Below are 23612 nucleotides of genomic sequence, written 5' to 3'. Positions count from 1 at the left end.
CTTCCCCCAGTCGTCACGTACCGACGCTACGACGCTACGGCCGCCCGCGCGGATCCACCACTCGGACGGAGCAACTGATTCAAGACCGGCAAAAAGGGCACGCGTCGCCGTGTAGGCTGCACGTCGAGGGACGAAGAGCGATGACCGAATACGAACGTTCCCGCGCCATGCCCGCGCTGCCCGAGCACGTCTTCGACCAGGCCGCGAACCTCGGCCAACTGGAGGGCTGGCTGCCGGACGAACTGCATGTGCACTCCGAGAACGCGCCCGCCGTCACCGTCCACGAGGACCGGACCGACCAGGACACGCCCGCCCTGCTGCGCCCCCGCCCGGACCAGATGCGGCTGGAATGGGGCACCCGCCACGACGGCGGCTACACCGGCTACCTCCAGGTCGCCGGCCTCGACAGCGGCGCCAGCGAGGTCACCGTGCACCTGTCCTTCCTGGACGACGAGCACGACCCCGGAGAGAAGGCGGCGCTCCAGGCCCTGGACAGGAGCCTGGAGCGCCTGGAGGAACAGGTGCGGCTACGGGTGGAGAACGCGGGCGGCTGACGCGGCGCCGAACCGCGGCAGCGTCGTCAGGGCCTGACGGCGAAGGTCGTCAGGACCGCCGCGTGGTCCGACGGCCAGTCGTTGCCCGCCACGTCCGGCCAGTCGTGCGGGGTGCCGGTGACGACGGTCCGGGAGTCGACGACCTCCAGGCCGTGGCCGTTGTGCAGGACGTAGTCGATACGGTCCTGCGGCTCCCGGCGGGAGCGGTCGTCCTCGTTCCATGTGTGCACCGGCGACCAGGTGTGGCCCGGCGCGCGGTCCGGATCGGGGTGGGCCTGCCGGTAGGAGTCGCGCAGCCCGGCCTCCTCGGCCGCCCGCGTCACGGACCATGCCACGTCGGGCCGGTCCAGGTGGGACGGGCAGTTGAAGTCACCGGTCAGGATCACCGGTGTGGCCCCGTCCGCGGACTCCGCGATCCGCCGCAAGGCCTCCCGCATCTGCTCCAGCCGTACGTCTTCATGGGCGATCAGCTCGTCCGGCCCGAGCCCGTCGAAGGCCGCCTCGTAGGGTCCGTACGGCGTGTAGTGGAGATGGGCCGTCCATACGTCCACCTCCCGCGTGGCGTCGATGCGGATACGGGCGCCTGCCGCTCCGTAGAAGCCGACGTCCGGGTCGCCGAGCCGGGCCGTGATGGGGTGGCGGCTGATGATGCCGAGGTTCTCGCCGGCCTGGTGGTGGTACCAGCCGAGCGCCTCGGCGAGTTCCGCGGCGGAGGTGGCGGCGGTCTCCTGGAGGCCCACGACGTCGGCCTCCGTGTCCAGGATGACCTTGACCTGTTTGGCGCGGTGGTCGTCGACCTTCGTGCCGCCGTACCAGAGGTTCCAGCTCATGACGCGCAGCCGGGGCCGCCCGACCAGGGAGCGCAACCGCTCAGGGGTCACCTCCTCGAGGCTCTCCACGACCGTCCGGCCCGGTGCCGGGTCGATCGGGGCCAGCGACGGCACGGCGAGCACCGTGCAGCCGGCGGCCTCGGCGGAGCTGACGCCGGTGGGGGTGTCCTCGACGGCCACGCAGTGCGCCGGGTCGACGTCGAGGGCCCGGCAGGCGGCGAGATAGGGGTCGGGCGCCGGTTTGGTGTGCGCCGTGTCGTCCGCGGTGACACAGACCCGGAAGCGGTCGGTGCCCAGCACGGCCAGGACGTCGTCGGTGACCGTGCGCGGCGAGGCGGTGACCAGCGCGGTGGGGACGCCTTCGCGGGCGAGCGCGTCGAGCAGGGCGATCGCGCCGGGGCGCGGCTCGATGCCGGTGCGGACGCGGTCGGTGAACTCCTGGTGCAGCCGGTCCGTCAGCCGCGCGGCCGGCTCGGCCGTGAGCCGGCTCAGCCAGGCCGCGGTGTGCTCGACCGGACGGCCGAGCACCTCCGGCCGGTCGGCGTCGGTCAGCGGCCGCCCGAGATGCGCCGCGACGTGGTCCACCGCCTCCCACCACAGGCGCTCGGTGTCGACGAGCGTGCCGTCCATGTCGAACAGGACGGCCTGGAGCGGGGGTCGGGTCACGGTCTCTTCTTTCGCGTGGGGCGTGTGGGGGGAGTGTCCGGCGTGGATTCTCGGGCGCGTCATGCCACGCGTGCGGCGACCAGCACCGGCCGTTCCGGCAGCGACACCCGTACGGCCGCACCGGCGCTCAGCGGGGCGGCCTCGTGCGTGGGCAGGTCGGCCTTCACCTCCGTGCCGTCGGTCAGGCGCACGGTGAGCCGGGTGGCCGCGCCGAGGAACGCGGTGGCGATCACCCGGGCGTCGCCGGTGTCGTCCGCGGTGACCTGCACGGCCTCGGGCCGCACCAGCACGTCCACCTCGGCAGCCGAGGGGAGGGTGCCCTCGGCGGGCAGCCGCAGGCCCAGGACCTCCACGGTGGAACCGGACAGCAGACCCGGAATCCGGCTCATCGTGCCGACGAACTCCGCGACGAAGGCGGTGGCGGGACGACCGTACAACTCGGCCGGTTGGGCGCACTGTTCGAGCCGGCCGTCCCGCATCACTGCGACGCGGTCGGCGACCGACAGCGCCTCCTCCTGATCGTGCGTCACGAACAGCGTGGTGATACCGAGTTCCTGCTGGAGGCGGCGGATCTCCTCGCGCAGGGTGAGCCGTACCTTGGCGTCCAGCGCGGACAGCGGCTCGTCCAGCAGCAGGACGCGGGGGCGCAGCGCGAGGGCACGGGCGAGCGCGATGCGCTGCTGCTGGCCGCCGGAGAGCTGGTGCGGGAAGCGATCGCCCTTGTCGGCGAGACCGACGAGCTCGAGCAACCCGGCCGCCCGGGACCGGCGTTCGGCCGTGCCCACCTTCCGCATCCGCAGCCCGAAGGCGACGTTGTCGAGCGCGTTCAGATGCGGGAAGAGGCTGTACGACTGGAACACCATCCCGGCGTCACGGCGGTGGGCCGGCACCCGGGTGACGTCCTCGCCGTCGACCAGCACCTCGCCGGAGTCGGGGTGTTCGAAGCCGGCGAGCATGCGCAGTGCGGTGGTCTTCCCGCAGCCGGACGGGCCGAGCAGTGCCAGGAACTCACCGGGCTGCACCGTCAGGTCCAGCCCGTCGAGGGCGACGGTCGCCCCGAACTCCCGGCGCAGTCCGCGGAATTCGACCCTGGCGGCCTTGTCGACGGACGTCTTCTCAAGCGTGGTGGCGGTCATGGTTCATCCCCGGGACGAAGCGGTACGGTTGCGCCCGCCGACACCGGCGAGCGCGAGGAGCAGGGCCCATGTGACGAGCAGGCTCAGCACGGACACGGCGACGGACAGCTGGGCCTGTGAGCCGCCGACGCTGTAGATCCACACCGCGAACGGCTGGAAGCCGAGCAGCTGGGCCACGGTGAACTCGCCGAGGACCAGCGCGAGCGTGAGGAAGGCGGCGTTGAGCAGCGCCCCGCGCAGATTGGGCAGCACGGCCCGCAGCAGCGCCTGCGGCCAGGGGGCACCGCAGCTGCGGGCGGCCTCGACCAGGGTGCGCACGTCGATGGCGCGCAGCCCCGAGTCCAGCGCCCGGTAGACGAACGGCAGCGCCATCACGACGTACGCGAGGACGAGCACGAACGGGAATCCCGGGTTCTGCACGGCCACGAAGGTCTCGAACAGCGGGGTGCGCGAGAGGTATTCGGGCCCCCACTTCAGGACGGTGGAGATACCGGCGACGAAGGCGATCGGCGGCACGACCAGGGGCAGCGAGCACACCACCTCCACCACGGGCCGCAGCCGGGGCGCGCCGAGCCGGAGCGCGACCATGGCGGGCACCATCAGCAGCAGGACCAACGCGATGGTGGCGAGGGCGAGTTCGATCGACAGCAGCAGGCTGGAGCCGAAGCCGGCGGTGGAGACGATCTCGCGGTAGGCGTCGAAGGTGACACCCTGCCCCGGCACGTCGACGGTGAAGACCACGGACGCGGCGAGCGGGACGAGGAAGTACAGGGCGGCGAGTCCGAGGACGACCCACCGCCACGGGTTCATGCGTCGAGCCATCGCGCGCTCCGTCGTTGCAGGGGCAGGTACATGGCCATGACCAGGCCCGCGACCAGGACCATGTCGAGGCTGAGGGCGAGCGCCACGTTCTCCTGGCCGACCAGCACGTTGCCGGAGATGGCATCGGCGATCTGCAGCGTGACCAGCGGGACCGAACTGCCCACCATGGCCGCGGCGGTGGCGTACGCGGCGAACGCGCTGCCGAAGAGCAGCACCAGCCCGCCGAGCAGGGACGGCAGCAGGACGGGCAGGGCGACGTGCCGCCAGTACTGCACGGCGGTGGCCCCGTTGTTCTGCGCCGCCTCACGCCATTGGGTGCGCAGGCCCTCCAGGGCCGGCGTGATGGTGAGCACCATCAGCGGGATGAGAAAGTACAGGTAGACGATGACCAGGCCCCAGAAGCTGTAGAGGCTCCAGCCCTTGTCGGTGAGGCCCAGGTGGCGGGTCAGGACACCGGCGTTGCCGAGCGTCGCCACGAACGCGAAGGCCAGCGGGACACCGCCGAAGTTGGCGAGCACCCCGGACGCGGTGAGCACGGCCTCTCGCAGGGCACGGAACCGCGAGGTGACCACGACCTGCGCGAGCGGCAGCCCGAGCACGGCGGCGATGCCTGCGGAGACCGCGGACAGCTTGACGCTGCCGAGCAGCGCGGTCAGATACGCGCCGCGCAGCGAGGTGGTCAGGTTCGCCGCGCTGTACGAACCGGCGCCCGTGGTCTGGTCCTTGACCGTGAAGGCGCCGTTGAGCATGGCGATCGCCGGGACCCCGAAGGCGATCGCGGTGAACAGCAGCAGCGGGACGACGGCGAGCCAGCCGCCGGCGTGGCGCCGCCGCTTCGGGGAAGCGGCGGTCACCACGTCGGCCCGCGTGAGCGTGGCCGTCATCCGGAGACGGCCTTCGCCCAGCCCTGCGCGATGACCGTCTTCGCCTTGCTCTGCTGGGCCTCGGTCGGGAAGGAGGGCGTGCCGGAGACCTTCGGGAGCTTGGCGGCCGCGGTCTTGTCGAGCGTGCCGGCCTTGTCCATGGCCGTCATCAGGGCCGGACGGGCGTAGCCCTTGAGCCAGAGGTTCTGGCCCTCGGTGCTGTACAGGTACTCCTGCCACAGGCGGGCGGCCGCCGGGTGCGGGGCGTCCTTGGCGACCGCCTGCGAGTAGTACTGCGAGAACTTGCCGTCGGAGGGCACCGACACCTTCCAGTCGACACCCTTGGACTTGAACTCGTCGGCGTAACCGGCGTTCAGGTAGTCCCAGTCGATGCTGATCGGCGTCTCGCCCTTCTCGACCGTCGCCGGAGTCGACTCGACGGGCGTGTAGTTGCCGTTCTTCTTCAGCTTGGCGAAGAAGTCGAGGCCGGGCTGGATGTCGTCGAAGGAGCCGCCGTTCGCGAGCGCCGCCGCGTACACGCCGCCGAAGGCCGAACCCGACTTGGTGGGGTTGCCGTTGAGCGCGACCTGGCCCTTGTACTGCGGCTTGAGCAGATCGGCGAAGGTGGTCGGGCAGGTCTTGACGCGCTTGGCGTCGCAGCCGATGGAGATGTAGCCGCCGTAGTCGTTGTACCAGCGTGCCTGCGGGTCCTTCTGCGCGGCGGGGATGTCGGCGAAGGAGGCCACCTTGTACGGCGCGAGCAGGTCCTGCTGGGCGGCGCTGAGCGCGAAGGAGCTGCCGAGGTCCAGGACGTCGGGGGCGCGGTCCTGGCCCTTGCGCGAGGTCACGGCGTTGATCTCGTCCTGGCTGGAGCCGTCGGGGTTCTCCACCTGGATCTTGATGCCGTACTTCTTGGTGAAGCCGTCGATGAGGGCGCCGTAGTCGGCCCAGTCGCGGGGCAGCGCGATGGCGTGCAGCGTGCCTTCCTTCTTGGCGGCCTTCACCAGGGCGTCGAGCCCGCCGAAGTCGGCCGCGGAGGTGGCCGTTGCGGCGCTCTGGCCGTCGGCGGTGGTCGAGGCGTTGTCGGGAGCGGCGCCGCAGGCGCTCAGGGCGAGCGCGGCGACGACGGCGAGCGCGCCGCTCAGTGCGACGGTTCTCGGCTGGGACACGGTGACTCCAGAAAGGGGGCGCAGGTGACGCACGAGGGTGAGAACTTGTCTGAACAAGTTGGCCTCAGTAAGGCGGTCCGCGGTATCGCTTCCGTAAACTGTGGCGAAATCTTTACCCCCGATTCCCTGCACAATCAGAGGAAAGCGCGATCACTGCGGACTCTCGTCTACGCTGATCACGCTGTGCACAGATGCCGACTCGGAGGGGAACGGTGGGGACGCGACACGAGGAGATCGCCGACGAACTGCGGCGGGCGATCGACCGCGAGGAGTACGTGGTCGGCAGCAGGCTGCCCTCCGAGACCGAGCTCGCCGGCCACTACGGCGTCTCGCGCGGCACCGTCCGCCAGGCCGTCGCCGCGCTCACGGCCGAGGGCCTGATCGGCTCCCGGCAGGGCGCCCGCCGGGTCGTCCTGGCCAGCCGCCGCAGCCAGAGCTTCGCCGAGCTGCGAAGCTTCGCCCAGTGGGCGCGGGCGATGGGCCGGGAGGCGACCGGGCACGTGGTGGCGCAGGAGTACCTGCCGGCCACCGCGCAGGACGCCACGCGGCTCCAACTGCGCGAGGGAGCGCCGGTGTTGCACGTCCTGCGGGTCCGCGGCCTGGACGGCGAACCGGTCCTGCTCGAGCGCACCGTCTACGCCGACTGGATCTCACCCGCCGTCGAGAAGCTGGACCCGGACGCCGCGTCCGTCACCCAACTGCTGTACGACAGCACGGGTTTGGTCTTCGCGTACGGCGAGCACGTCATCGACGCGGTCGCGGCCGGCGCGCAGGACGCCGAGCTGCTCGGCATCCGCCGCACCAGCCCCCTGCTCCGCGTCCGCCGCGTCACCACTACCCGCGAAGGACGCCCGGTGGAGTGGTCGGACGACCGCTACCGCTCGGACGCGGTGAGCTTCAGCGTCCACAACTCGATGGACAACAACGCCCTGGCGCGCAAGACGGCGGAGTGAGCGGCGGACGCCGACCCCATTGGCCGGGAAGCCTGTTCATCGCTCCGGGGGCCGGCCGACCGGGCGGCTCAGCAGCTCGATGACGTGATCGCGCACGACCTGCCATGCCGCGGAGTGGAGCGTGCCGACGGAGGTGGCGCCCAGGGCGCCGATCGCCTCGTCGCTCCCCGTGCCGCAGGGCACGTCGTCCCAGAGCACGTCGTAACCGTCGCGGACGGCGACGTGCAGGCGGCCGAGCCCCTCCTCGTCCGTGTGCACCGCGGCCGCGGCGACGAACGGCGGCGGACCGCCCGCCTCGGCGGGCAGCTTGCGGTAGCCGCTGACGACCGGCTCACGCCAGTGAAGGCTGAGCAGAAGGTGGTGCTTGGCGAGCAGCTCGGCGAGGTCGGTCTCGAAGACCCGGTCGCGGTCGAGGACCGTCGCCCGGGCGTCCAGTACCAGCGCGGCCGGCAGCAGACAGCGCAGCGTACTGCCCACGATGTTGCCGCCGACGGTGGCCGTCCGGCGCACGGCGCCCGTGCCCACCGTGGCCGCCGCCCGGTGCAGGACCTCGGGCACACGCTCGTCGATACGGCCCAGCACCACGGCGGCGCCCAGCGTCCCGGGGGTGATCACATTGGCCTCGGGCAGGTTGCGCAGCGACATGGCCCGCTCGGGGAACCCGTCGCGTTGCCAGCCGGCCCAGATCAGCGTCGCCCCGCCGATGGGGACGGCTCCCTCGGCGATGCACTCCTGCGCTTCGGACACGGACTCGGGCAGATGTAGCAGCACGGGAGCGGACCTGCTTTCTCGACGAGGTGGAGCTGAGGTGCGCGTGTCCGGGGCGCGAGCCCGCGGACACGGCGCATCTTCCTCATCAGCGTGGAGGCGCGTACAGGGCTCACTGATCTGTACTGTGCGCCCCCTCGGTGCTCGCCGCGCGGGATCTTCGGGGGAGGATGGAGAGTCCGGATGAGAGGGGTGCCGTACCGGTGGGACGCGCTGGAGCAGTGCAGGGAACCGAGTCCGCGCTGATTGTGCGGCACGCGCCGCCTGGAGCGGCGTCCGCGGCGATCATCACCCTGCACGGTGGTTCGGAACTGAGCCGCCGGGTGGCGCGCCCCTGGCAACTGGCCGCGCTCCGCATGCACCCGGTCCTGCGGGCCGCGGCGGTGGCCGCACCCCGGGACGTCCTGCTCGGCCGGGTCCGCTACCGGCACCGCGGATGGAACGACGGCGATCCCGCCGACGACGCGCTGCGGGCGCTCGACGAACTCCAGCGGCGGGTGGGAGACGCGCCCGCGATCCTCGTAGGGCACTCGATGGGAGGCAGGGCGGCGCTGCGCTGTGCGTCGCACCCGCTCGTGCGGGGCGTGCTGGCGCTGGCGCCGTGGTGTCCGCCCCAGGACTCGGCCCGCCACCTCGACGGCGTGCGCCTGGTGGTTCTGCACGGTGACCAGGACCGTGTCACCCCTCCGGCCGAATCGGCGGACTACGTGCGCAGGGCCCGGGAGGCCGGGGTCGAGGCCGGCATGGTGGTGGTCGGGGGCGGCGACCACGCGATGCTCCACCGCATCGAGGACTGGCATCGCGCCACCACCGAGATCGTCGGCCAGATGCTCCAAGTGGACGCGGACGCCGAGGGGTTGATGGCGGAGGCCTGTGCTGCCGAAGGTGCCGTCCACCTATGAGGGCGAACGGCACCGCAGGCCCGTCGGTCAGGCGTCAGCACGCCCCCTCGTCCTGCCAGGGGCCCAGTCGGAGGCGGCCGGCGCCTCGTTCTGGGTCCACCACTTGGCCTTCCAGTTGTGCTTGTTGTACGAGACCTCGTCACCGGCGGTGTAGACGGAGCCCGAACTCCACGCGGTCTTGCACGAGGTGGGCGTCGGCGTGGGGGTCGGAGTGGGGGTCGGGGTCGACTCCGGCGGCGTGGCGCCCGCGAACTTCACCGAGTACTTCGCGAAGTCCCAGGAGTTCTGCGCCACGCTGGAGCAAGTGCCGGACGTGCGGCCGCCGTTGTCCGGCGGGCTGCACTGGCGGTCCCGGTTCAGCGACCAGAAGGTGAAGCGGTCCATGTTGTGGCTGGTGGCGTAGTCGAGCACGGTCTGGAAGTCCGCCTGGGAGAACATCTCGCCCGTGTCGCTGCGCCCGTTCATGCCGGAGAAGCCCTCGTGGGCGTAGGCCGTGGCCTGGTCCCAGCCGAACGTCGACTGCAGGATCGAGTTGAAGTTGGTGAGCGCACTCGTCTGCGAGGCCGCGCCGTTGAAGCCTCCGTCGAACGGCATGATGGAGAAGTTGTTGGGCGTGAAGCCCTGCGACTTGGCCTCCAGCAGCATCTGCTTGCCGAACCAGCCGGTGCCGTCGGCGGTGCCGGCCGTGGTGACGGAGACGTACAGGCCGGGGTTGTTCTGCTGGAGGATCTTCGCGGCGCCGATCTCGTTCTTGATGGCCGCGGTGTTCTCGTACTCCGGCTCCTCCAGGTCGAAGTCGATGGCGTGCAGGCCGTACTTGGTGATGACCTGCTGGTACGCCGCCGCCGTGGCCGTCGCGTCCGAGCAGGCCTGACCGAGCTTCGTGCCTCCGTAGCCGCCGATGGACACGGACACGTCGCCGCCCTTGCCGCGGATGGTGTTGATGACGGACTGCACGGCGGTGTCCGACGAGACGGGTGCGGTGCCGCCCCAAGTGGGCGAGCAGCCACCGCCGTTGGGGGCGAGGACGAAGGCGAGCTGGAAGGCCTTGAGACCGGTGGCGTCCATGATCGCGCCCGGGTCCGGCGGGTCGTTGTCCAGCGGCATCAGGTACGGAGCCGCCGCGTACCAGCGGTTGTCGAGCGCGCTGGTCGCGCCCGACGCATGTCCTGCGATCAGTGCTGTGGTGCCCGCTGCGGTGAGTCCAACTGCCGCTGCCGCGCCCAGACATGCGCGAAGACGTCTCACGGTGTGCCTCCGGTGGGGTGGGGGAGTGCCTCAGCTTCCTGCCGCCCCGCGACCACGTCCATGGGTTGGACTAGACCAAATACCGTTTTGGTCTGGACCATAGAATTCTTTTACCTTCGCACCCGTGCGTCTTGTGCCTTACGGCCGATGTGCGGTATTTCGTGACGGGTGACCTCTTACGACCTCGGCAGCCACGGCCGGCGTGTGACGACCTCCTCCGCCGAGGCGCAGACGTGCTTCGACAGCGGACTCAACTGGACCTACGCCTTCAACCACGAAGAATCCGTCCGCTGCTTCGAGGCCGCCGCAGCGGCGGACCCCGGCTGCGCCATGGCCGAGTGGGGCATCGCCTACGCGCTTGGGCCCAACTACAACAAGCCGTGGGAGTTCTTCGACGAGAAGGATCTGGCCCTGACGGTGGAGCGCACCCCTGCCGCGGTCCAGCGCGCGCACGCCAAGTCCGCCGCGGCCACCCCCGTGGAACAGGCCCTGATCGGAGCCCTGCGGACCCGCTATCCGCAGCCGCGGGCACCCGCGGTCGAGGTCTGTTCCGTATGGAACGCCGCCTACGCCGAGAGCATGCGTGAGGTCCACCTGCTGGCCCCCGACGACCTCGACGTGGCCACCCTGTACGCCGACGCCCTGATGAACCTCACCCCCTGGCAGCTGTGGGACCTCCGCACGGGCACACCGGCGCCCGGCGCGCGGACCGCGGAGGCCAGGGCGGTGCTGGAGCCGGCGCTCGCCACCGAGGCGGGCGCCCGGCACCCCGGCCTGCTGCACATGTACATCCACCTGATGGAGATGTCCCCGACGCCCGAGGCCGCCCTGTTCGCCGGTGACCGGCTGCGCGGTCTGGTGCCGGACGCGGGACACCTCCAGCACATGCCGTCCCATCTGGAAGTGCTCTGCGGCGACTACCGCAGGGTCGTCTCCGACAACACCACGGCGACCGAGGCCGACGAGAAGTTCCTGGCCGAGGCCGGGGCGATGAACTTCTACACCCTCTACCGGTGCCACAACCTCCACTTCAAGATCTACGGCGCGATGTTCCTCGGCCGCCACCAGGACGCGATCGAGACGGTGCGCCGGCTCGAAGCGTCCGTACCCGAGGACCTGTTGCGCGTGGACAGCCCGCCCATGGCCGACTGGCTGGAGGGCTTCCTCGCGATGCGGGTGCACGTGCTCATCCGCTTCGGCCGCTGGGACGACATCCTCGGCCTCCCGCTGCCCGCCGACGCGCAGCTGTACAGCACGACCACGGCGATGCGGCACTACGCGCGCGGCGTCGCCCTCTCGGCCACGGGCCGTATCGACGAGGCGGACGCCGAGCGCGACCTGTTCCGCGCCGCCGCCGCCCGAGTCCCGGAGAGCCGGATGCTGTTCAACAACACCTGCGCGGACCTCCTGGAGATCGCCGCGGCGATGCTGGAGGGCGAGCTGGAGTACCGCAAGGGGAACCACGACGCGGCCTTCGCCGCGCTGCGCCGCTCGATCGAGCTCGACGACGGACTGCCCTACGACGAACCGTGGGGCTGGATGCAGCCCACCCGGCACGCCTATGGGGCACTGCTCCTCGAACAGGGCCTGGTCGCCGAGGCCGAGGCCGTCTACCGGGCCGACCTGGGCCTGGACGAGACCGTGCCGCGGGCGCGGCAGCACCCGGCCAACGTCTGGTCCCTGCACGGCTTCCACGAGTGCCTCGTGCGACTCGGCAAGCACGGCGAGGCCGGCATCGTGGCCCAGCAGCTGAAGGTCGCGGCCGCGACCGCGGACGTACCGATCGAAGCGTCCTGCTTCTGCCGTCTGGAGAGCGCGCCAGGGCCCGGCGCCTGCTGCGACGAGGAGAACTGAGCCTTCGGCACGTGCCCGACCCGGCCGCCCGACCCGCGTGGTGCACACAACCCTGGTCTTTGTCAGGATTTGTACGTGCTGGGTGTCGTACGAGTGATCCGCTCGATCCGCGGTCCCGCGGCGGGCGGCGTGGCCGGGCAGGTGGGCGACGCGTCGGTCCCGGCCGGCGTGCTGCGAAGGCTGCTGGCCGGAATCGGGACGACCCTCGACGAGCCCACCACCTGCGCCGAACTGGCCCGGGCCGTCACCGGCCACTTCCACTGCTCGGCGGCGGTGATGCGGGTCGAGGGAGCGGCCGTCACGGGCTACGAGGCGGTCACCGGGGACCCGGGCGGACTGCCGGACGCCCGCTGGGCCACGGCCGTCGCCCACGACATGACGCGGCCCACGCTCGACGGATGGACGCAACTGCGCATCGCCTACCCGTCCGTCGGCCGCGCCCGGCCCGCGCTCTGCGTACTGCTGGCCACCGTCGAGCACCGTTCCTGTGGGACGTGGCGATCTGACGAACAGCCAGTGGGCCCGGCTGGAGCCGTTGTTGCCGCAGGCATCAAGCCAGGCCGTCCGCAGGTGTGGACGCGGCGGCAGCTCATAGACGGCATACGGTGGCGGACCCTAGCCGATCTGAAGGTCGGGGTGCCCCTCATCAGGCCGAGGCGAGGTGAGGAGCGCCCTCACGACGTGCGCCGCCCGGCTCCCTCAGGTTGAGTTCATCACCGGGCCCGCGCCAGACATCCCCGTCACCGTCCCGTCAGCTACGGCCGCGCGGCAGCATGAGGGCCGCGGCCGTGGTGGCTATCAGCATCACAACCGCGACGCACAAGGCGACCCGCAGACCCACAATGAACTCACCCCGGTCCGCGACCAAGGCTCCGCAGACGGCCACGGCCAGCGCGCCGCCCGTCTGCCGGAAGGAGTTCAGGATCCCGGCGGCCATTCCGGCCCGATCTGCGGCGATGTCGTTCAGCAGGATGGCGGTCAGGGAAGGTACGAAGAAACCTAGGCCGAGGCCGACCGGGATGAGCATCGCCGCGATCACTGGCCTGCTGGTGCCCTCGTCGATCCAGAGCAGGCCGAACATCGCCAGCGCGAAGATCGCTTGTCCCGTGGTGATCGGCATCCGCGGCCCAAAGCGTGCCGCAGCCCTGGCCGAGGCCAGGTTGGCTCCGGCGATCACGGCCATCATCGGTAGGAACATCAGCCCCGCGGCCATGCCGGACAGGTTCAGAACGTCCTGAAAGAACAGGCTCAGCACGAACACCAGCCCGTAGAACGCGGCATTGACGACGAAGCCGATCACGACCGAAACCGTCACCGTGCGCGAACGGAAGAGGCCGAGCGGGACCAACGGCGCGGCGGTACGTGCCTCGATCATGATGAACGCGGCCGTCGCCACTGCGGAGAGCCCCAGGCAGCCCAGCACCACGGGCTCGCCGAAGCTGTTCTCCCCTCCGTCGATCACCGCGAAGGTGAGCGCCGCGAGCGCGACGATCGCCGTGAGCTGGCCGTACGGATCGAGCGGCGCGGCACGGCGCGGCGAGCGCTCCGCGCGGGTCAGCACCGCGAGGGTGGCGATGCCGACGGGCAGGTTGACGACGAAGATCGCCCGCCAGCTCAGAGTGCTGGACAGCACCCCGCCGGCCACCGGGCCGGCCGCAACCGCGACGGCTCCGCCAACGGTCCACAGCGCGATGGCCCGTGCCCGTTCGGCCGCGTCCGGGAATGTCTGCCGGACGAGGGCCAGCGAGGAGGGCAGCATGATCGCCGCCGCGCTCCCCTGGATCAGGCGGGCGGCGATCAGCTCGCCCAGCCCCGGCGCCAGTCCGCAGGCCGCCGAGGCGAGCGTGAAGACCACGACGCCGGCGCCGAACGCGCGGCTCGCCCCGATACGGTCGGAGAGCGTGCCCGCGGAAAGCAGGAGTGCGGCGAACATCAGCGTGTAGGCGTCCACGATCCATTGCAGTCCCGCCGTGCTGCCGCCGAAGGTCCGCCCGATCGCGGGCAGCGCCACGTTCATCGCCATGGTGTTGAGGTTGAGCAGAAAGATGCCCATGAACGTGGTCGCCAGGATCAGCTTCGGTGCGGCCGTGCGTTGCCGGGCATCCTGTGACGCGCGGGCTGGTTCAAGCGTGGTCATCCGTCCAGACTGGTGAGGCGCGCGAGGGCGAGGCAGACCGTGATCTTCAGGGGTGCGCCATAGGGGGGTGTAACAGGGCCAGGCTTCGGGCTGGACCGCTGATCACACGCTGGCAGAATGACGGCATGACCGAGTTCGGGAAGTTTCTGCGGGCTCGCCGTGGCGACGTACGCCCGGCAGACGTCGGGCTGCCCGCCGGAACCGGAACGCGCCGTACGCCGGGGCTGCGCCGGGAGGAGGTGGCGGCGCTGGCCGGTGTGAGCATCGACTACTACATACGTCTGGAACGCGGCAAGGAGACCCATCCGAGCCCCTCCGTGGTCGAGGCGCTGGCCGACGCCCTCCGCCTCAACCAGGAGGAGAGCGGCTTCCTGCACGAGCTGGCGGCGCGGGCGGCGCGGCGTGCACCCGAGCCCCGTCCCCTGCCGTCACGGCGGGTGCGTCCGACCGTCACGCAGCTTCTGGAGACGCTCCGGCCCAACCCGGCGTACGTCGTGAGCCGCACCAACGACCTGCTGGCGGCCAATCCCAGCGGGCTGCGGCTGCTCCACGGCATCGCCGACTGGCCGCAGCGGCAGCGGAACACCGTCCGGTACATCTTCCTGCACCCAGCTGCCCGCGAGCTGTGGGCGGACTGGGAACAGAAGGCCAAGGGGTGCGTCGCCCAGTTGCGGGCGATCGCCGGCACCGATCCGGATGCCCCGGATCTCGCCGCACTCGTAGGTGAGCTGATCGTCAAGAGCCCCGACTTCAACCGGCTCTGGGAGCGGTACGAGGTGCACACGATCGGCGACGGCGAGAAGACGCTCCGACACCCGGAGGTCGGCACGATGACGCTCTCGCACGAAGGGCTGTCCCTCAACCGCGCACAAGGCCAGCGCCTCGTCATCTACATGGCGCCGCCCGGCAGCCCGGACCACGACAAGATGACGCTCCTCGACCTCGCCGCCTCCGGCCCGTCCGTCGGTTCCGGCGACACGGCGCCCGTCTCACCCTCTCGGAGACAGGGCTAGGGTCTATTGCGAAAGTGGATCTTGTTCGTTGATGATCACTTCCTGTGGAGCGTGGAGATCTGACGAACGGCCAGTGGGCGGCCCGGCTGGCGCCGTTGTTGCCGCAGGCATCAAGCCAGGCCGTCCGCAGGTGTGGACGCGGCAGCGGCTCATAGACGGCATACGGTGGCGGACCCGGACCGGCGCCCGCCGGCGCGACGTGCCGGAACGCTATGGGCCGTGGGACCGGGTCTGCGACCTGTTCCGGCGCTGGCAGCGGGACGGGACCTGGGCGAGGATCCTCACCCAGCTGCAGGCCGAGGCGGACGCCAAGGGCCTGATCACCTGGAGCGTGAACGTTGACTCCACCGTCTGCCGGGCCCACCGGCATGCCGCCGGAGCAGCGAAAACGGGGACCTTCAGAAGGAACCGCCCGGCGGCGTCTTCGTCGAGCCGGCCGACCACGCACTCGGACGATCCCGAGGCGGACTGACCAGCAAGATCCACCTCGCGGTCGAGGAGGGGCAAAAGCCCTTGTCCGTCGTGATCACGGCTGGGCAGCGGGGCGATTCCCCGCAGTTCGAAGCGGTCCTGGAAGCCATCCGGGTCCCGAGGCCAGGGCTCGGCAGGCCGCGCAAGCGTCCGGACCGGGTCCGGGCCGACAAGGCGCACGACTCCCGCAGCAACCGCTCCTACCCACGCAGACGCGGGATCAAGGCCACCATCCCGGTCCCGGCGGACCGTGTCCGCAACCGCCTCAAGCGCGGATCGCACGGTGGGCGGCCGCCGACGTTCGACAAGGACGACTACAAGCAGCGGCACGCTGTCGAGTGCGGGATCAACCGCCTCGAGCGCCACCGGGCCGTCGCCGCTCGTTACGACAGACTCGCCGTCCGTTTCGACGCGACCGTGCTGGTCGCAGCCATTAACGAGTGGCTGTGACCAGCATTTTCACAACAGGCCCTAGCCGCCGGAGACGGCCCGTCGGGCGCCTCAGCCCGCCTGCCGCACCGTCACCGGACGGGGCACCGGCCGCTTCGCCGTGAAGCCGTCGCCGGGGACATGGCCGCGCAGCCGCCGCCACGCCCAGGGTCCGACATGGTCGACGGCCCAACGGGCGTCGGCGCCAAGGGCTTTGAGGAAGGGGACGGGGACACGTGCGGCCAGGGGCTCGGGCCAGTCCTCGTGCCCCGGGACGCCGAAGGTGTGCGCCATGCCGGCGGAGATACGGGCATGGCCGATCGGGCTCGCGTGCAGCCGGTCGTCGCTCCACAGACGGGGGTCGGCGGTGAACGGATGCGGGAAGAGGTCCAGTACGTCGACGCCGTGGCGGGCCGCCACGACGCGCAGCCGGGCGTTGAGATCGAGGATGCGGGGCCGCACCCGGCGGGCGACCGGTGAGATCTTGCCCAGGTCCGGGAAGGTCATCGTGGCGACGTGCGCGCCCGCCGCGGTGAGGCGGGTGAACATCTCCTCGATGTTCGCGGCGACGGCCTCCGGGTCGTAGCGCCGCCGTACCACGTCGTTCATGCCCGCCGTCACCGTCACCAGGTCGGGCCGCAGTTCGAGGGCGGGCCCGAGTTGGTCCGCCTCGATCTGCCCGCTGGTCTTGCCGCGCACGGCGAGGTTGGCGTACGTGAGACCCGGTTGCGACCGCGCCAGGATCTCGGCGAACCGGTCGGCCCAGCCGCGGTGCCCGCCCGCCGGACCGGGATCGCCGATGCCCTCGGTCAGACTGTCGCCGATCGCGACGTAGCGCATGAACGGGTGTGAGACGGTCATGCCGCAAAAGTCTATCTTCGGTTCATTCGGAGTTCAGGCGCGGACGGTGGAGCCGCGCTCGCGCATCCGCGGTGCGCACAGCACCCGTTTCTTGCGCACCCGCTTGCCCTCGATGGCCGCGACGGTCAGCCGCGCGGCCTCCGCCGCGATCTCGCTCAGTCCCCAGTCCACCGTGGTGAGCGGCGGTGTCAGCACCCGCGACACGGGGTGGTCGTCGAAGCCCACCACGGACACGTCCCGGCCCACCTCCAGCGAGTCCTCCGCGGCGGCCGCGTACACGCCGTACGCGAGGGAGTCGGAGAAGCAGAACACGGCGGTCGGTGAGTGCGAGCTCTGCAGCACACCGCGCGCCACCGCTGTGGCCTCGCTCAACTCCTGCGGGCAGGGGACCAGTTCGGCCCGCAGCCCGAGCCGGTCGGCCGCCTCGCCCACGTACACGTCGGCAGGCCGGTCCGGTGTGCTCGGGCGGGTCGGGGTCAGCACGGTCACCCGGCGGTGCCCGAGGGCGTGCAGATACTCCAGTACGGCGTCGATGCCGGCGCGGTTGTCGAAGATGACCTGGCCCGCCGTGCGGGCCCGGCTCAGCGAGTCGCCGACGGCGACCACGGGCAGTGCGTCGGCGATTGCGGACCAGCCCTCCGCCGAGGGGTTGACCGGGGAGACCAGGAGCGCGTCGACGCGCTGGTCGCGCAGCTGCTTGGCGAGGGCGAGTTCACGGTCGGGGTCGCCGCCCGCGTCCAGGATCAGCGCGTACCGGTCGCCCGCCAGCAGTTCGCGGCCGATGGCCGCCATCAGCTGCTGGAGCCACAGGTCCTGAAGGTCGCCCGCGAGGACGCCGACCATGCTGGTGCGGCCGCTGGCGAGGGCGCGGGCGATGGGGTCGACCTCGTAGCCGAGTTCGGCCGCGGCCTTGCGCACCCGCTCCTCGGTCTCCTTGGAGACGTGCTTGCCGCGCAGCGCGTAGGAGACGGCTGCGGTGGAGAGGCCCGTGGCCTCGGCCACCTCCCGGAGGGTGGTGCGCTTGTTGGGCCTGGCCATGCCGGGAAGCCTACCTGGATGAATGCCCGCCGGGGGCGCAAGGCCCGCCGAACGACCCTCGGCAGTGGGGCTCGTGTGGCGCCCGTATCACTGCCGGATGCCGGCCCGATCCCCGCAGCCCCCTTGACACTCTCGCTTGTTAAGCGGTTAAGTTAACCGCATAAGTGAATCGGTTAACAAAACCCTCCCGACCATCCCGTACCTGCCCGCCCCGAGGAACGTCCCGCGTGTTCACCGACGTCCACCAGCACATCTGGCCGCCCGCCCTCGTCGAGCTGCTGCGCTCGCGCACGGCGCCCCCGCACCTCGACGGCTGGACCCTGCACCTGGCCGGCGAACCGCCCTACCGCGTCGATGCGGCCGACCACGACATCGCCGCCCGCACCCGCCTCGCCGCCGACGACGGACTCGACCTGGCCCTGGTGTCCCTCTCCAGCCCGCTCGGCATCGAACACCTGCCGCCCGCCGAGGCCGCCCCGCTCCTGGCCGCGTTCCACGACGGCGCCCTCGCCCTCCCGGCACCCTTCGCCGTGTGGGCCTCCTGCTGTCTGCCGGCACCGGACCCCGACGCCGTGGAACGCGAGCTCCGCCGCGGCTGCGTCGGCCTCCAACTCCCGGCCACAGCACTCCTCGACGCGGCCGGCTGGGCCCGCTGCGCACCCCTCCTCGACGTCCTCACGCGCCACGACAAGCCGCTCCTCGTCCATCCCGGCGCGGCCCCACCCGCCGCCGGCACCCCGCCGTGGTGGCCGGCCCTGGTCCCCTACGTGCAGCAGATGCACACGTCCTGGTTCGCCTTCCGCACCTTCGGTCGCACCCGCCACCCGCGCCTGCGCGTCTGCTTCGCCGCGCTCGCGGGCCTCGCGCCACTGCACGGCGAACGGCTCGCCGCCCGCGGCGGCGGCCGCGGCAAGATCGACTTCGACGTCTTCTACGACACCTCGTCCTACGGGACCCGGGCCGTCGACGCCCTCGTCCGGGACGTGGGCATCGACGTGGTCGTCAGCGGCAGCGACCGCCCCTACGCACCCCTCGTGATCCCCGACCTCGGCGCGGACGCCGCCGTCCACGCCCTGCGCACCGCCAACCCCGCCCGCCTGCTGCACGGCCGCACCCCCACCGTGCCGCACACGGGACGCAGCCGAGAAAGGAGCCACTCATGACGTACGAGTCCCTGCCCGAGCGGACCCTCGAGAAGCGCGAACTCCAGGCATTCGTGACCGACCTGGCCGCCCGCCCGGACCTCTGGCGGGCCCACGTGGCCTTCTCCGACAGCAAGCGGCACTACGCGTCCCTGCACCGGGACGCCTACGTCGACATCTGGCTGCTGTGCTGGACCCGGCAGAACGACACCGGCTGGCACGACCACGACACCTCCGCAGGTGCCGTCACCGTCGTCCAGGGTGAACTCAACGAGTCCACGCCGCGCATCGGCGGCAGCCACTGCTCCGTCACCTTCGAGGCGGGGGAGTCCTTCTGCTTCGGCCCGGAGCACATCCACCGGCTCACCGGCGCGACCGACGACGCCGTGTCGATCCACGCCTACTCGCCGCCGCTGTGGCGCCTGGGCCAGTACGACATCGCCGAGGACGGGCTGATGCGCCGCCTCTCCGTGTCGTACGCGGACGAGCTGAGGCCGCTGGACACACCGGCGGCCTGACGCTGCGCCGTTGGTCCTACGACGGCAGGGCCAGTACCGCGCGCACCCGCTTGCCGCCCCCGGTCACCGTCGAGACGTCCAGACGCTGCGCGAGGCACCGCACCATGGCCAGCCCGCGGCCGTGCTCACCGTCGGCGGTGAACGGCCGTACCCGAGGCGGGAGCGGGCTGTCGTCGTAGACCTCGACCGTCACCCGCTCCTCGGACACGTGGAGCCTGAGCCGGCAGGCGCTGCGGCCGTGCTGGGTGGCGTTGGTGACCAGTTCGGACACGACGAGCTTCACGTCGTCGATCTGGGCGGGCGCCGTCCCCGTCCGAATGCGGGAGCGGGCAAGGAACTTCGAGGTGAGCCCCCGTGCCCGGCCTGCCGATGCGGCCTCGTCGAGCAGCAGGTACTCCACTCGTACGGAACGTCCATGGGTACGCCTCTGCGTACGCATGGTGGATCACATCCCCTCCTAGGACAACCCGGTTTCCCCGCGGCCAGTCCGCCCACCCGGGGGCCGCGTCATCTCGCGCGGCCGGTCCTGCCCACTGCTGATGCCCTGTGCCCTTGATCGGCAACCCTTGGCGCCCGAATTGGCTCGTGCACGGGTCGGGAAATATCAGCCCTGGGACTCAATTGGGTAAAACTCCGGGCCGCCGACGCGGGCCACCTGGCAGTTTGTGGTGTGTCCGAGGGTGAAAGAGGGGCCCCCGCGGAAGGCGGCTCCCGGGTGCCTGGTCACCGAGGAGCACGTCATGGCCGCACAGAAGGCGCAGCGCAGTCACACGCTGCTGCTCTGGCTGCCCGCAGCGGTGATGGCGGTGGTCGCGGTCGCGGACATCCTCACCGTTCCCGGGCTGGGATTCCTGCCGCTCGCCTCGCTCGGCCCGGCCTTCGCCGGACTGGTCGGCGGATGGCGGCGTACGGCGTGGTTCGGCCTGGCCGCCCTCCTGTTGTGCGTCGCGCTGGGGCTGTACGACGGGCTGTTCCAGGAGCGCCGCGGCTTCATGGCCATGGTGTCGGTGGTGGGGGTGACCTGCGCGGGCATCGCGGCCGCCGTGATGCGCGGACGCCAGGAGGCCGAACTCGCCAGCGTGCGCTCGATCGCGGAGGTCGCCCAGCGCGTGCTGCTGCGGCCGGTGCCGCTGACGGCCGGGCCGCTGCAGGCCGCGGTGTCGTACACCTCGGCGGTCGCCGAGGCGCGTATCGGCGGCGACCTGTACGAGGTGGTCTCCTCACCGCACGGCGTGCGGATGATCGTGGGCGATGTGCAGGGCAAGGGACTGGCCGCGGTCGAGACGGCCGCCGTGGTGCTCGGCGCGTTCCGCGAGGCGGCGCACGACGAGCCCGACCTGGTCGGCCTGGGCGAGCGCCTGGAGCGCAGCGTGGCCCGCGTGCTGGAGGGGGAGAAGTTCGTCACCGCGGTCCTCGCCGAGGTCGGCACGCGGCACGAGGCCGTCTTCCTCAACTACGGCCACCCGGCGCCGATGGTCGTCCGCGAGGACGGCACCGCCCACTTCCCGCAGCCGCCGGCCTACGCGCCGCCCCTCGGCCTCGGTCTGCACTCCGAAGGCAGCCCCAAGCCGTTCTCCGTCGGCTTCGCGCCCGGCGAGCAACTGCTGCTCTACACGGACGGCGTGAGCGAGGCCCGCGACCGGCACGGCGACTTCTATCCGCTCGGCGAGCGGGCCTCGCTCCTGAAGAACACCGACGCCCAGGGCGCGCTGGACACCCTGCGCGAGGACCTGGTCCGGCACACCGCAGGGCCGCCCCACGACGACGCGGCGATGCTCCTGCTGCGCTACCACCGTCATACGGCCGGCGAATCCGGCGAGGACCTGTGACGCGGCGTTAGTGTCGTCACCATGACCGAAGACTCCCTGCGCTCCGTCACCGTCGAGCGATCCAGCACCGGACACTTCGTCGCCATGAACACGCGCGGCGGCACCATCCGCTTCGGCAGCGGCTCCGGATCGGACACCGAGTTCACCCCGGTCGAGCTGCTGCTCGCCGCGATCGGCGGCTGCACGGCGGTGGACGTCGACGTCGCCACCAGCCGCCACGCCGAGCCCGCCGGCTTCTCCGTCAAGGTGACCGGCAACAAGGTCGACGACGACCTCGGCAACCGGATGACCGACCTCGCGGTCACCTTCACCGTCCTCTTCCCCGGCGGCGAGGGGGCGGACCGCGCCCGCGCCATCCTCCCTCGGGCGGTCAAGACCTCCCACGACCGCCTCTGCACGGTCAGCCGCACGATCGAGATCGGCACGCCCGTGACGGCGACGGTCGAGGACGTCTGACACGGCGATGGCTCCGGGGCACGCACGGTCGTGCGAGACCCGGAGCGAGGATCACGGCGATCAGCCGGCCAGTTCCTTCGTGATGCGGTCGAGCATGAACGCCGAGGATTCCTTGGCGCGTTCCTCCCAGGCGAAGACGCACGCCGTGGCCACACCGTCGAAGTCAAGCTCGCGGAGCGTGCCGAAGAACGCGTCCCAGTCGACCTCGCCCTGACCGATGTCGAGGTGCTGGTGGATCCGGGCGGCGGTGCCGGGCGGGTTGAGGATGTAGCGCAGACCGCTGGAACCCTTGTGGTTGAAGGAGTCCGCGATGTGCACGTGCTGGAGCTTGTCCCCGGCGTGGCGCATCATCGCCGCGACGTCCGCCGTCGGGTCCGCACCCGACAGGTGGAAGGAGTGCGGCGCGCAGTAGAGGTAGTTCACCCACGGCTTGTTGATGGCGCGGACCAGTTCGACCGCGGGGGCGTTCTCCTCGCAGAAGTCGTCCGGGTGGGCCTCCAGGTTGAGGGCGATGCCCTCCCGCTCGAAGACCGGCAGCAGCTCCTCCATCGAGCGCCAGAAGGCGGCCTCGCTCTCGGCGCCACGCTCCGGCCTGCCGTTGAACTCCGAGTTCATCAGCGGGCATTCGAGGTCGGTGGTGATCTCGATCATCCGCTTCCAGTACCGGACGGCGGACTGCCGCTCGGTCTCGTCGGGCGAGGACCACTTGTACAGCGGCAGCACCGAGGAGAGCCTGACGCCGTGCGTGCGCAGGGCGTTCTTCAGTTCGGCGACGCGTCCGTCGTCCGCCCGCGGGTGCAGGAAGAACGGCATGAAGTCCTCACGCGGCGACAACTCGATGTACTCATAGCCGAGTTCGGCGACCGTGCGCACCATCTCGTCGATCGGCAGGGCACGGAACATGTACGGGTCGATGGCGATCTTCACGCGGCACCTCCGTAGAAGGCGGGACGGGGCTTGAGGCCGGTGCTGACGGCATGGCCCGACTCCAGGGCCTCGACCGTCGCGGCGGTGATGACGGTGGCGGCGTAACCGTCCCACGCCGAGGGGCCCGTGGGCTCCTCGCCGGCGGCGATGCCGGCGATCCACTCGCGGAACTCGGTGTCGAACGCGTCCCGGAAGCGGCCCACCCAGTCCGTGAGCACCTCGGTGCTGTGCTGCGCGGCGGTGCGCACGCCGACGGCGGCCGGGTCGGGCAGCCGCACGAGACCCTCCTCGCCGACCGTCTCGCACTGGATGTCGTAGCCGTACTGGCAGTTGACGAAGACCTCCAGGTCGATGCGGACGCCCTTGGCGGTCTCGAAGAGCATGATCTGCGGGTCCTTCAGGTGCGGGAACCGCTTGGTCGTGGCGCGCGGCGTGACGACCTGGGTGGAGACGATCTCGTCGTCCAGCAGCCAGCGCAGCACGTCCACCTCGTGCACGGCCGTGTCCAGCGCCGCCATCGCGGAGGTGTACGACTCCGGCACCGTCGGGTTGCGGTGGGCGCAGTGCACGATCAGCGGGGCACCGATCCGGCCGGAGTCGATGACCTGCTTCATCTGCCGGTAGCCGGCGTCGTGGCGGCGCATGAAGCCGACCTGCACCAGGCGGCGGCCGTGGGTGGTCTCGGCGTCGATGATCTTCAGGCAGTCCGCGGCGGTGGTGGCCAGGGGCTTCTCGCAGAACACCGGTTTGCCCGCCGCGATCGCGTTGAGCACGTGCTCGGCGTGGGTCGGACCCCACGACGTCACGAGGATCGCGTCGACGTCGTCCGCGGCGACCACGGCGGCGCGGTCGGGCAGCACCCGGGCGCCGACCGGCGCCGCGGCCTCCTGGGCGCGGGTGGCGTCGATGTCGGTGACCGCGGTGACGCGGGCGCCGGTGATGGTCTCGGTGAGGCGCCGGATGTGCTCATGGCCGATCCAGCCGGCTCCGACGACACCTACACGTACGGTCATGGTCGTTCCTTCA

At 71.2% G+C, this 23612-nt stretch carries 22 protein-coding genes and 2 pseudogenes; 11 read left to right on the top strand and 13 right to left on the bottom strand.

All coding sequences use genetic code 11. The features are described 5' to 3' along the window. The first annotated feature begins 140 nt into the window (after positions 1-140). Positions 141-554, top strand: coding sequence for an SRPBCC family protein (locus tag ACGFYN_RS19670; RefSeq protein WP_393867083.1), 414 nt, complete (start codon positions 141-143; stop codon positions 552-554). Positions 555-580: 26 nt separating this feature from the next. On the opposite strand, the gene ACGFYN_RS19665 is transcribed toward ACGFYN_RS19670, so the two are convergent. The 5 genes from ACGFYN_RS19665 to ACGFYN_RS19645 are packed head-to-tail and all read right to left on the bottom strand — an operon-like array spanning position 581 to position 6040. After that, positions 581-2050, bottom strand: coding sequence for an HAD-IA family hydrolase (locus ACGFYN_RS19665; RefSeq protein WP_393867082.1), 1470 nt, complete (start codon positions 2048-2050; stop codon positions 581-583). A 59-nt stretch (positions 2051-2109) separates the two neighbouring features. Beyond that, positions 2110-3186 (bottom strand): ABC transporter ATP-binding protein, encoded by a 1077-nt coding sequence (locus ACGFYN_RS19660; protein ID WP_393867081.1) that lies wholly within the window; start codon positions 3184-3186, stop codon positions 2110-2112. Positions 3187-3189: 3 nt separating this feature from the next. Then, positions 3190-4008 (bottom strand): ABC transporter permease, encoded by an 819-nt coding sequence (locus ACGFYN_RS19655; protein ID WP_393867080.1) that lies wholly within the window; start codon positions 4006-4008, stop codon positions 3190-3192. Beyond that, positions 3993-4892: an ABC transporter permease gene (locus tag ACGFYN_RS19650; protein ID WP_393867079.1), complete on the bottom strand. Its 900-nt coding sequence runs from the start codon at positions 4890-4892 to the stop codon at positions 3993-3995. The genes ACGFYN_RS19655 and ACGFYN_RS19650 overlap by 16 nt, the downstream gene beginning before the upstream one ends. Then, a complete protein-coding gene (locus tag ACGFYN_RS19645; RefSeq protein WP_393867078.1) occupies positions 4889-6040 on the bottom strand; it encodes an ABC transporter substrate-binding protein in 1152 nt (383 codons plus the stop codon). The genes ACGFYN_RS19650 and ACGFYN_RS19645 overlap by 4 nt, the downstream gene beginning before the upstream one ends. A gap of 212 nt (positions 6041-6252) precedes the next feature. Between ACGFYN_RS19645 and ACGFYN_RS19640 the strand changes: the two genes are divergently transcribed. Further along, complete coding sequence (locus tag ACGFYN_RS19640) at positions 6253-6993, top strand: GntR family transcriptional regulator (RefSeq protein WP_393867077.1); 741 nt, start codon at positions 6253-6255, stop codon at positions 6991-6993. 36 nt (positions 6994-7029) lie between these two features. On the opposite strand, the gene ACGFYN_RS19635 is transcribed toward ACGFYN_RS19640, so the two are convergent. After that, the gene (locus ACGFYN_RS19635) at positions 7030-7764 is read right to left on the bottom strand and encodes an FAD binding domain-containing protein (protein ID WP_393867076.1); all 735 of its coding nucleotides are present in this window, start codon (positions 7762-7764) and stop codon (positions 7030-7032) included. A 218-nt stretch (positions 7765-7982) separates the two neighbouring features. On the opposite strand from ACGFYN_RS19635, the gene ACGFYN_RS19630 reads away from it, so the two are divergent. Further along, positions 7983-8663: an alpha/beta fold hydrolase gene (locus ACGFYN_RS19630; protein ID WP_393867075.1), complete on the top strand. Its 681-nt coding sequence runs from the start codon at positions 7983-7985 to the stop codon at positions 8661-8663. Positions 8664-8697: 34 nt separating this feature from the next. Here the strand turns inward: ACGFYN_RS19630 and ACGFYN_RS19625 are convergent. Then, positions 8698-9911, bottom strand: a pseudogene (locus ACGFYN_RS19625) (carbohydrate-binding protein). Between the two features lie 168 nt (positions 9912-10079). Here ACGFYN_RS19625 and ACGFYN_RS19620 point away from each other — a divergent pair. After that, positions 10080-11765, top strand: a complete 1686-nt coding sequence (locus ACGFYN_RS19620) for a hypothetical protein (RefSeq protein WP_393867074.1) — start codon at positions 10080-10082, stop codon at positions 11763-11765. Positions 11766-11840: 75 nt separating this feature from the next. Beyond that, entirely contained in the window at positions 11841-12473 is a 633-nt protein-coding gene (locus tag ACGFYN_RS19615) for a hypothetical protein (RefSeq protein ID WP_393867073.1), read from the top strand. Positions 12474-12516: 43 nt separating this feature from the next. Here the strand turns inward: ACGFYN_RS19615 and ACGFYN_RS19610 are convergent, their stop codons facing one another. Then, a complete protein-coding gene (locus ACGFYN_RS19610; RefSeq protein WP_393867072.1) occupies positions 12517-13902 on the bottom strand; it encodes an MFS transporter in 1386 nt (461 codons plus the stop codon). A gap of 125 nt (positions 13903-14027) precedes the next feature. Between ACGFYN_RS19610 and ACGFYN_RS19605 the strand changes: the two genes are divergently transcribed. Together ACGFYN_RS19605 and ACGFYN_RS19600 are read left to right on the top strand one after the other, a co-directional pair. Further along, a complete protein-coding gene (locus tag ACGFYN_RS19605; RefSeq protein WP_393867071.1) occupies positions 14028-14915 on the top strand; it encodes a helix-turn-helix transcriptional regulator in 888 nt (295 codons plus the stop codon). A 44-nt stretch (positions 14916-14959) separates the two neighbouring features. Next, a pseudogene (locus ACGFYN_RS19600) lies at positions 14960-15836 on the top strand (IS5 family transposase). A 51-nt stretch (positions 15837-15887) separates the two neighbouring features. Here ACGFYN_RS19600 and ACGFYN_RS19595 read toward each other — a convergent pair. Both ACGFYN_RS19595 and ACGFYN_RS19590 read right to left on the bottom strand, forming a co-directional pair. Next, positions 15888-16676: an SGNH/GDSL hydrolase family protein gene (locus ACGFYN_RS19595; protein WP_393867070.1), complete on the bottom strand. Its 789-nt coding sequence runs from the start codon at positions 16674-16676 to the stop codon at positions 15888-15890. 33 nt (positions 16677-16709) lie between these two features. Further along, the gene (locus ACGFYN_RS19590; RefSeq protein ID WP_393867069.1) at positions 16710-17714 is read right to left on the bottom strand and encodes a LacI family DNA-binding transcriptional regulator; all 1005 of its coding nucleotides are present in this window, start codon (positions 17712-17714) and stop codon (positions 16710-16712) included. Positions 17715-17941: 227 nt separating this feature from the next. On the opposite strand from ACGFYN_RS19590, the gene ACGFYN_RS19585 reads away from it, so the two are divergent. Next, on the top strand, positions 17942-18877 hold the full coding sequence (locus tag ACGFYN_RS19585; RefSeq protein WP_393867068.1) for an amidohydrolase: 936 nt from the start codon (positions 17942-17944) through the stop codon (positions 18875-18877). After that, positions 18874-19374 carry a cysteine dioxygenase gene (locus ACGFYN_RS19580; protein ID WP_393867067.1) on the top strand — a complete coding sequence of 167 codons (501 nt, stop codon included), beginning with the start codon at positions 18874-18876 and terminating at the stop codon, positions 19372-19374. Before ACGFYN_RS19585 ends, ACGFYN_RS19580 begins: the two co-directional genes overlap by 4 nt. A 16-nt stretch (positions 19375-19390) precedes the next feature. Here ACGFYN_RS19580 and ACGFYN_RS19575 read toward each other — a convergent pair whose 3' ends face one another. After that, positions 19391-19813, bottom strand: coding sequence for an ATP-binding protein (locus ACGFYN_RS19575; RefSeq protein WP_393867066.1), 423 nt, complete (start codon positions 19811-19813; stop codon positions 19391-19393). 301 nt (positions 19814-20114) lie between these two features. Here ACGFYN_RS19575 and ACGFYN_RS19570 point away from each other — a divergent pair, with 301 nt between their 5' ends. Next, positions 20115-21203: a PP2C family protein-serine/threonine phosphatase gene (locus ACGFYN_RS19570; RefSeq protein ID WP_393867065.1), complete on the top strand. Its 1089-nt coding sequence runs from the start codon at positions 20115-20117 to the stop codon at positions 21201-21203. 21 nt (positions 21204-21224) lie between these two features. Then, positions 21225-21659 (top strand): OsmC family protein, encoded by a 435-nt coding sequence (locus tag ACGFYN_RS19565; protein WP_393867064.1) that lies wholly within the window; start codon positions 21225-21227, stop codon positions 21657-21659. A gap of 60 nt (positions 21660-21719) precedes the next feature. Here ACGFYN_RS19565 and ACGFYN_RS19560 read toward each other — a convergent pair whose 3' ends face one another. After that, a complete protein-coding gene (locus tag ACGFYN_RS19560; RefSeq protein WP_393867063.1) occupies positions 21720-22586 on the bottom strand; it encodes a sugar phosphate isomerase/epimerase family protein in 867 nt (288 codons plus the stop codon). After that, positions 22583-23599 (bottom strand): Gfo/Idh/MocA family oxidoreductase, encoded by a 1017-nt coding sequence (locus ACGFYN_RS19555; RefSeq protein ID WP_393867062.1) that lies wholly within the window; start codon positions 23597-23599, stop codon positions 22583-22585. Before ACGFYN_RS19555 ends, ACGFYN_RS19560 begins: the two co-directional genes overlap by 4 nt. Positions 23600-23612: the final 13 nt, after the last annotated feature.

Source organism: Streptomyces sp. NPDC048419, from assembly GCF_043200415.1.
In the GTDB taxonomy this organism is placed as follows: Bacteria; Actinomycetota; Actinomycetes; order Streptomycetales; family Streptomycetaceae; genus Streptomyces.
Note: the sequence above shows the minus strand (reverse complement) of the source record. Positions and strands in the feature narration are given on the sequence as shown.